Here is an 8599-nt window from a genome sequence, read left to right on the forward strand (position 1 = left end):
CGGCGGTGCTCGCCGCCGCGCCGGTCAAGAAGCCGTCTGCGTTGCGCACCTGGATCGCCGGCCACCAGCGAGCGGTTGCGGTGGCGGCCGTGGCGTCCTTCGTAGCCGCTGGTGGCTTCGCCGGCGCGGCCCTGCAGCCCTATCTGGCCGATCGGGCGGTGGTGGCGATGAAGTTGACGATCGCCCGCACCGCCGCGGATGCCATCACCGCCCTGTGGAGTTACACACCCGAGGACATGGATCGGCTTCCGGACCGGTCCGCCCGCTATCTCGGCGGCGGATTCGAAGAGCAGTACCGGGCCTACGTCGATGCCATCGCCCCCACCAACAAACAGGCGAAGGTGACCAGCAAGACGCAGGTCGTCGGTGCCGCGGTGGAGTCGCTGCGCGGTGCCCCCGAGGCCACTGAAGCCACCGCGATCGTCTACACCAACACCACCTCGACGACCCCGCAGAACAACGACATCCCGTCGATGAAGTACCTGTCCTATCGGCTGGAACTCAGCCGCTACGGCCGCGATTGGCGGGTGACCAAGATGACCACGGTCACATCCCTCGATCTGACACCGAAGCTGGGTCTCTAGTCGAAGGCCAGCCATCCCGGTAGGGCCCGCTCGCGAGCATCGCAGAGCACCTCTACGGTGTCGCACGAGCCGCGCGGGGAACCGGCGCCCGCCCACATCCCGCCGGTGTCGCGGCGCAGCACGATGGACGACGAACCGCCGCCGTCGAGCAAAACCGCGGTGTCGCTGCCTAATCCACGGAACAGGTCCTGGACATGGTCGGGTGTGTAACTCCCGCCCTGGAAGATGTACATCTCATCCTTGTCCCGCGCGTAGGCGACGGCGGTGCGGGCCGCGCGCGGACCCGGGTCGTTAAGCTGACCGGTGTCTCCGGGGGCCAGCAGTTTCAGGCCGGCGACGGCGACAAACCGCGTTCCGCTCTCGATCAGCGAGGTGATCACCGGTGTCGCCACGTCGTAGTCGCGGGAGTCGCGTGGCCCCAGCAGGTACGGCGCGCCCTGCACCGGAAGAATCAGAGTGGTCAACGCCGTCCAGACCTCGTCCCCGCCGGAAAGCCCCTGCTTGCCCGCGTAGGGGAGGGTGCCGGTGACAGCCATGTTCGCCCGGCCCAGATCGCCGGTGTTGTCCACGTAGGTTCCCAGCGGCGAACTGCACCCGGTGACCTTCCAGGAACCACCCGCCTGGGTGCGGACATCGAAGAAGTTGGCGTTCACGGCGATGGTCGGCCGGCCCAGAACCTGCCAGGCCTGGACCGGTGTGAAGATCTCCGCAGTCTGCGCCAGCCCGTCGCGGGTGCGGGCCGAAGGGGTCTGCTCACAACGGGCCTGGTAGCCCTGATGGGTATCGACGAGCAGTCGCGGGGAAAGCCGTTGCGAAGCGGCTTTGACGATCATCAGCCGACCGCCGCTGGTCATCTCATACCAGTCACCCCCGGCGTTGCGCATTGGCGCCGGGAATCCAGGACCGAAGTTGTACACCAGATAGCTGCCCCGGGTCGCCGCGATCGCCTGAGCAAGTTGTTCGCGGGCTGCCGCCGACGCTGACGGTGCCGTCGTCCAGGCGAGCAATACGCAGGCCGTTGCACACAGTCGCCGGATCCGGCGCATCGGTGGCCTTTCGGGAACGTGGAATCGGTTCGTCAGAACGATAGCCCCATCGGCAGCTCTGTCAATGTTTGTAACAGGTTGGCGCAGAACTGAACTCGGGAGCATCACGGACGTCTACGGGGGCTGTCCGGATCGGAGCCGACCTCTTCGCCGTGGGCATCGACCAGGTGTCGACGCGCGGCCGCTACCCTCGCCTCATGGCCAAACCTGCCGTCACCCGAACCGAGCGGACGTTCCAGGGCTTCGGCGCAGTGCCCATCGTGTACGACGTCTGGACGCCGCCCGGCCCGCCACGGGGGGTTGTGGTGCTGGCGCACGGATACGGCGAGCACGCCCGCCGTTACGACCACGTCGCACAACGATTCGGCGGGGCCGGCCTGGTGACCTACGCGCTGGACCACCGCGGCCACGGCCGGGCCGGTGGCAAGCGGGTACGGGTGCGCGACATGCAGGAGTTCGTCTCCGACTACCGGACCCTGGTCAAGACGGCAACCGAGGAGCATCCCGGACTCCCGCGCATCGCGCTGGGGCACAGCATGGGCGGCGCAATCGTCTTCGCCTACGGGGTGCAGCACCCCGACGAATACGACTTGATGATCCTGTCCGGCCCGGCGATCGCAGCGCACACCAGGGTGTCCAAGGCCAAGGCGATTCTGGGTAAGGCTGTCGGTTCGGTGCTGCCGGACCTGCCTATCGAGGCCATCGACGCCGAATTGGTCTCGCGCGACCCGGGCGTGGTCGCCGACTACAAGGCCGACCCGCTGGTCTACCGTGGCCGGATCCCGGCCGGGATCGGGAAGGCGCTCTTGCTGGTCGGTGAGCGGATGCCCAAGCAAGCGCCTGGCATCACCGCTCCACTGCTGGTCGTACATGGTGAGGGCGACCAGTTGGTATCGGCCGAGGGCAGCCGCCGGCTGGTGGAATGCGTCGGTTCCACCGATGTCGAATTGAAGGTCTATCCCGAGCTTTACCACGAGGTGTTCAACGAGCCCGAGCGAGACCAGGTGCTCGACGACGTCATCACCTGGATCCAGGCGAGGCTGTGACGAGCCGCCTCCTCGGCGCGGTGGTGGGCGGCTCGCTGCTGCTGACGGCCTGCAGCCAGGGCGCGAGTCCCCCCGGTCAGGCCTCGTGGGTCGAACAACAGGTCAGCTTCGACGCCGACGGATTGACGTTGTACGGCACCTACCGGCACCGCGCCGGAGACCTACCCGGCCCCGCCGCGCTACTGATCTCCGAGAGCGGGGCCACCGACCGAAACGGTGACAACAACGTCGCCGGGCCGATCGGAAACATGCGGCAACTGGCGGAGTTCCTCTCCGAACGCGGGGTGGCGACCTTGCGCTACGACAAGGTGGGCACCGGAGCCACCGGACTCGGCCCGCACCAGGACAATCCCGCCGACGTGGGCAGCGCCGTGTACACCGACGGTGCCAGGGCCGCCGTGCGGTTCCTCGCCGACCGGCCCGGCACCGATGCGATCTCGGTCTATGCGTTGGGGGAGGGCGCGATCCACGCCATGACGCTGGCCGCCGATATGTCCCCGCCGGCTCCGAAAATCCATTCACTGGGCCTACTGCAACCACTGGCCGCCCGCTACCTGGACCTGATCACCGGTCGGGTTGGCGACGATCTTGCCGCCGCGGTGCGCGCCGGCGCCAAGACCCAGCAGCAGGCCGATCAGGTCCTGGCTGCCTGGGGGGCGGCCGTCGCACAGGTTCGCGCCGGCGGTTCCGCACCGGACACCCTGCCGGACGGGCTCACCGCGATCCTCAACCCGGGCAACGCCAAAGCGGTCGCCGAGGCCGACGCCATCGACCCACTTGCCCTGGCTGCCCGCATCCCGGACGGGACGCCGGTGCTGCTGAGCTGTTCGGACTCCGATGCCCAGGCGAGCTGCACCGGCATCGCGCCCCTGGTCGCCGCGCTTGAGCACACTGAACTGACCGTGACCGAACTCCAGGGAGTCAACCACGTGCTGCGTGACGACCCCACCGACAACATCGCCAACTACGCCACCAAGGCACCGCTGTCGACGCAGATCACCGACGCGCTGAGCACCTTCGTGGCCCAGTAGCGCATAGGGTTATGCCTATGTTCACCGGCGATGTGTTGATCGGCTCTGTGCTGTTGACGAACTCGGTTCTGTGGATTGTGCACCGCGATGGGCCGTCGGGCAGGCGGGAGCGTCGTTCACCTCGTTTAGCGTGACGTCCATGACCACCGACGACAAGATGCTGGCCCGGATCGCTGCGTTGCTGCGCCAAGCTGAGGGCACCGACAACGCCCATGAGGCCGAGGCGTTCATGGCCGCCGCCCAGCGGCTGGCCACCGCGACGTCTATTGACCTCGCGGTCGCCCGAGCCCACTCGGCCAGCCGTACGGCGGCCCAGGTGCCGACCCAGCGGACCATCACCATCGGCGAGCCCGGTGCCCGCGGGCTGCGCACCTACGTGCAGCTGTTCGCCGCCATCGCTGCCGCCAACGATGTGCGCTGCGACGTGGCATCCAATTCGACCTTCGTCTACGCCTACGGATTCGGTGAGGACATCGACACCAGCCACGCCCTGTACGCCAGCCTGGTGGTTCAGATGGTGCGGGCGTGCGACGCCTATCTGGCCACCGGCGAGCACCGTCCCACACCGACCATCACCGCCCGGCTGAATTTTCAGCTGGCCTTCGGGTCCCGGATCGGCCAGCGGCTGGCTCAGGCACGAGACGAGGCCCGGCGCGAGGCGACTGAGTCCGCGGATTCGGCCCCTGGAACGGCACTGGCACTGCGCAACAAAGAGGTTGAGCTTCACCACCACTATCGCAGCCAGTCAAAGGCGCGCGGAACCTGGCGGGCCAGCAGTTCGTCGGCCGGCTACTCCTCGGCTGCGCGGCGGGCCGGCGACCGGGCCGGCCGCGACGCCCGGTTGGGTGCCAGTCCGGAACTTCCGGGAGCGCGGACCCGGCTGAGCAGGTGAGTGTCCGCGACACCCAACGGTCCCGGGTCTATGCCGCCGAACGATTCGTCCGTACCCTCTTCGACCGAGCGGCACAACACAATTCGCCGACGATCGACTTCTTCGGGGAGTCCATCACGCTGCCACCAGAAGGCCGCTTCGCGTCGGTGGGTTCGATTCAGCGCTATGTCGACGAGGTTCTGGCGCTGTCGGCGGTCGCCGGGATCCGACCCGGCGTCGGTCCGGTCCGGGTGCGGGCCCGCCGGGCTGCGACTGCGGCCCACTACGAGAGGAGGCTGGCGGAGAACGCCGCCGAGACCGCGGTGATCGCCGTGCCGGAGCGCCTCAGCGCCGACTGGGCTATGCGGGAACTGGTGGTGCTGCACGAAGTTGCCCACCATCTGAGCGATCCGGATGCCGCCGCACACGGACCCGCGTTCGTCGCCACGTTCTGCGCACTGGCCGCCGCTGTCATGGGTCCGGAGGCCGGCTACGTACTGCGGGTGGTGTACGCCAGGGAGGGTGTGCGCTGAGCAAAGCCGAGCACGGTTAGGGTGGCAGCCGTGGACGAGGTGATCGGCCCAGATCAGTGGCTTGGCGTCGACGCCCTGCTGGACCGGTTGATCCTGGATCAGGACGGCGCACTCGACGCTGCGCTCAGCTACTCGCAGTCTGCCGGTCTGCCGCCCATCGAGGTGTCGGCTCAGACCGCACAACTGCTGTACCTGATGGTGAAGATCAGCGGGGCCCGTCGCGTCCTGGAGATCGGCACCCTGGGCGGTTTCAGCACCATCTACCTGGCCCGGGGGGTTGGCGCCGAGGGCAGTGTGGTGACGCTGGAACACAACCCGCGTCACGCCGAGGTCGCTACTTCCAACCTGCATCGTGCGGGGGTGGCCGACCGGGTCGACATCGTGGTCGGACCCGCACTTGACACGTTGCCGGGTTTGACCGGCGACTTCGATCTCGTCTTCATCGACGCCGACAAGGAGAACAACTCCGCCTACCTCGAACACGCGGTCAGGCTCGGCCGCCCAGGCACGGTCATCGTCGTGGACAACGTGGTGCGCGCCGGGCGCATCCTGGTTCCCGATGAGGATGATCATCAGGCCCGAGGGGTGCGTGCCATGCTCGAACTGATCGGAGCTCATCGCGGTCTGGACGCCGCAGCCATCCAGACCGTCGGGGCCAAGGGCTGGGACGGATTGCTGATCGCCCGGGTCAAGTAACCCGTCGGCCGGGGTTCAGCCCGCCAGCACCTCGACTGGAACACCGTTGAGCACAGCGGTGCCCGACAGCGGCTCGATCAACGAACTGTCCAGCAGACTGTTGACGTTGACCCCCGGTTGGGCGGCAGCCACCGTTAGCCGTGTCCCCGGCGCGGTATGGCCCCAGCCATGCGGCAGCGACACCACGCCCGGGCGGATGGCATCGGTGACCTCCACCGGAACCACCAGCTTTCCAGCCGGACCGGTCACCACCGCCATATCGGTCAACCCCAGCCGGGTGGCGTCGTCGGGATGGACCTGCAGGGTGCAGCGGTTGGTACCGCCGGCCAGCGCGGGCAGATTGTGCATCCAACTGTTGTTCGAACGCAGATGCCGCCGCCCGATCAGAAGCAAACCGTCGGTCGGCGAGTCCAGCGAGTCCAGTAACCGCGGGATATCGGCCAGGATCGGCTCGGGCGCCAATTCCACGTTGCCGGAGGGGGTTCGCAACACTTCCGGGACACGTGGGGTCAGTGGACCCAGGTCGATCCCATGCGGATTGTCCTTGAGGCGCTGCAGGTTCAGCCCATCGGCCCGGGCGCCGAAGGCGTCCCCGAACGGCCCCAGCCGCAGCATCATGTCCAGTCGCCGCTCATAACCCGGACCGTCGGGCAGCATGGCGACCAGCTCGGCGACGTCTCGCCCGGCGACCGGGGAGTCAGGGTCACCGACTTCCTTGCCCAGAACGGCCGTGATGATCTGGTCGTCGACAAGTCTCGGATCGGCATCGGTTCCCAGGCCCAGGAGGCCGGACACCAGCCGACAGATGATGTCCACTTCGTCGGGCCGGCCCTCGGGCAACGCGAACACCGGCGGTGAATACCGGGCGTTACCTCGCACTGCCACCGCCGACAGCGCGACGTCGAAGTGTGCCGAATACGACGGCGGCGGAGGCGGCAGGATCACGTCGGCATGTCGAGTGGTCTCGTTGAGATATGGGTCGATCGAGACCATGAAGTCGAGGCGATCCAGCGCGGCGGACAACCGATCTCCGTCCGGCGCGGACAGCACCGGGTTGCCGGCGATCGTCACCAGGGCCCGGATCTGCCCGGCCCCCGCGGTTTCGATCTCCTCGGGCAGCAGCGCCGCCGGGATCTCGGAGACCACTTCGGGGCGGCCGGAGACCCTGCTGTGCCAGCGGCCCACCGAGAACCCGCGGCCGGGACGGGCCGGTCGTGGTGCGGCGCCGATCGGCGAGGTGGCGAACATCGCGCCGCCGGGGCGGTCCAGGTTCCCGGTGAGCACATTGACCACATCGACCAACCAACTGGTGAGGGTGCCGAACAGCACCGTGGAGGTGCCGATCCGTCCGTAGACCGCGGTTCGCGGTCCGGCCGCGATGTCGCGGGCCAGGTCGCGGATCTGTGCTGCCGTCACACCGCAGTGCTCGGCGACCGCCTCCGGCGGAAAGTCCACCGCCGCGGCGCGAACCTGCTCCACACCGACCACGTGGCTGGCCAGGGTGCCCAACTCCGGATCCACCAGATCCTCATCGAAAAGCACGTTGACCACCGCGAAGAGCAACGCCGCATCGGTACCCGGACGGGGCGCGAGATGACGATCGGCCAGATCGGCGGTGCGGGTCCGGTTGGGATCTATCACGGTGAGCCGACCGCCGCGACGTTTGAGGGCTTTGAGTTTCCCGCCGAAATCCGCTGCGGTAGCGACACTTCCGTTGGAGACCAGCGGGTTGGCCCCGATCACTACGAGATGATCGGTGCGGTCAAGATCGGGCACGGTGAACGCGAACGGGTTCCCGAACAGATAGCCGCAGGCAACGTGTTTGGGCATCTGATCCAGCGTGCTCGCCGAGAACACCTGGCGGGTCTTCAGCGCTCTCACCAACTGTGGTGCATAGAGCCCACCGGCGATGGTGTGGGCATTGGGGTTGCCCAAGTACACCCCGACCGAGGCATCCGCGTCGGCCTGCACCCGTTGCAGACCCTGCACGGCCACCGCCAACGCTTCGGCCCAGCCGGTCTCCACCAGTTCGCCTTCCCGGCGCACGAGCGGGGTGTGCAACCGGTCGGGGTCGTTGTCCAACTCGGCGAAACTGGCGCCCTTCGGGCAGATGTAACCGTGGCTGAAGACGTCGTCACGGTCCCCACGGGCACCGGTGACCCGGCCGACACCGCCCTCGTCGACAATAGTGAGGACCAACCCGCAGGTCGCCTCACAGAGCGGACAGATACGAAGTGCGGTGCGGTTCATCTTTGTCACTGTGCGCCACTGCGGGACGGCAGGCAAGCCCTCCCGGTCGAGGTCGTGGGTCAGTCGCAGACCGCGCCGCCCGCGGCGGAACCGACCAGCTTGCAGTACTTGGCCAGCACGCCCCGGGTGTACCGCGGCGGCGGCGGGGCGAAGCCGGCCTTGCGGGCTTCCATTTCCGTGGCGTCCACGAGGATGTTGAGGTCCTGGTTGGCGACGTCGAGGCGGATGCGATCGCCATTGGCGACGAACGCAATGGGTCCGCCGTCCACGGCCTCCGGGGCGACGTGGCCGACACACAGCCCGGTGGTGCCACCGGAGAATCTGCCGTCGGTGAGCAGGAGCACGTCCTTGCCGAGCCCGGCGCCTTTGATGGCCCCGGTGATGGCCAGCATCTCCCGCATACCCGGACCGCCCCTGGGACCCTCATAGCGGATCACCACCACGTCACCGGCAGTGATCGTGCCATCCTCCAAGGCATCCATCGCCGCGCGCTCGCCGTCGAAAACCCTTGCCGTACCTTCGAAGACGCTCGAGTCGAAGCC

7 protein-coding genes and 2 pseudogenes are annotated in these 8599 nt (G+C 67.8%); 6 read left to right on the forward strand and 3 right to left on the reverse strand.

Features of this window, described 5'->3' with window-relative positions; genetic code table 11:
* Positions 1-584: pseudogene (locus tag ADBZ5N_RS15450) on the forward strand (mammalian cell entry protein); the annotation flags it as partial.
* Here the strand turns inward: ADBZ5N_RS15450 and ADBZ5N_RS15455 are convergent.
* Positions 581-1630, reverse strand: a complete 1050-nt coding sequence (locus ADBZ5N_RS15455) for a phosphodiester glycosidase family protein (RefSeq protein WP_526258869.1) — start codon at positions 1628-1630, stop codon at positions 581-583. The pseudogene ADBZ5N_RS15450 and the gene ADBZ5N_RS15455 sit on opposite strands and share 4 nt — an antisense overlap.
* A gap of 197 nt (positions 1631-1827) precedes the next feature.
* On the opposite strand from ADBZ5N_RS15455, the gene ADBZ5N_RS15460 reads away from it, so the two are divergent.
* The 5 genes from ADBZ5N_RS15460 (at position 1828) to ADBZ5N_RS15480 (ending at position 5807) form a co-directional block, all read left to right on the forward strand.
* Positions 1828-2676, forward strand: coding sequence for an alpha/beta hydrolase (locus ADBZ5N_RS15460; RefSeq protein ID WP_526258871.1), 849 nt, complete (start codon positions 1828-1830; stop codon positions 2674-2676).
* Complete coding sequence (locus ADBZ5N_RS15465; RefSeq protein WP_526258873.1) at positions 2673-3707, forward strand: alpha/beta hydrolase family protein; 1035 nt, start codon at positions 2673-2675, stop codon at positions 3705-3707. The genes ADBZ5N_RS15460 and ADBZ5N_RS15465 overlap by 4 nt, the downstream gene beginning before the upstream one ends.
* Positions 3708-3846: 139 nt before the next feature.
* Positions 3847-4599: a DUF2786 domain-containing protein gene (locus ADBZ5N_RS15470; protein ID WP_526258875.1), complete on the forward strand. Its 753-nt coding sequence runs from the start codon at positions 3847-3849 to the stop codon at positions 4597-4599.
* Complete coding sequence (locus ADBZ5N_RS15475) at positions 4596-5111, forward strand: TIGR04338 family metallohydrolase (protein ID WP_526258877.1); 516 nt, start codon at positions 4596-4598, stop codon at positions 5109-5111. Before ADBZ5N_RS15470 ends, ADBZ5N_RS15475 begins: the two co-directional genes overlap by 4 nt.
* A 39-nt stretch (positions 5112-5150) precedes the next feature.
* Positions 5151-5807, forward strand: coding sequence for an O-methyltransferase (locus ADBZ5N_RS15480; RefSeq protein ID WP_526258881.1), 657 nt, complete (start codon positions 5151-5153; stop codon positions 5805-5807).
* Between the two features lie 15 nt (positions 5808-5822).
* Here ADBZ5N_RS15480 and ADBZ5N_RS15485 read toward each other — a convergent pair whose 3' ends face one another.
* Positions 5823-8057: a molybdopterin-dependent oxidoreductase gene (locus ADBZ5N_RS15485; RefSeq protein ID WP_526258879.1), complete on the reverse strand. Its 2235-nt coding sequence runs from the start codon at positions 8055-8057 to the stop codon at positions 5823-5825.
* Between the two features lie 59 nt (positions 8058-8116).
* Positions 8117-8599: pseudogene (locus tag ADBZ5N_RS15490) on the reverse strand (dihydroxy-acid dehydratase); the annotation flags it as partial.

It is taken from the genome of Mycobacterium sp., from assembly GCF_044370595.1.
GTDB lineage: Bacteria > Actinomycetota > Actinomycetes > Mycobacteriales > Mycobacteriaceae > Mycobacterium.

Coding starts and splice junctions, on each gene's coding strand:
- ADBZ5N_RS15455 (WP_526258869.1), bottom strand. CDS start 1,630: ATGCGCCGGATCCGGCGACTGTGTGCAACGGCCTGCGTATTGCTCGCC.
- ADBZ5N_RS15460 (WP_526258871.1), top strand. CDS start 1,828: ATGGCCAAACCTGCCGTCACCCGAACCGAGCGGACGTTCCAGGGCTTC.
- ADBZ5N_RS15470 (WP_526258875.1), top strand. CDS start 3,847: ATGACCACCGACGACAAGATGCTGGCCCGGATCGCTGCGTTGCTGCGC.
- ADBZ5N_RS15485 (WP_526258879.1), bottom strand. CDS start 8,057: ATGAACCGCACCGCACTTCGTATCTGTCCGCTCTGTGAGGCGACCTGC.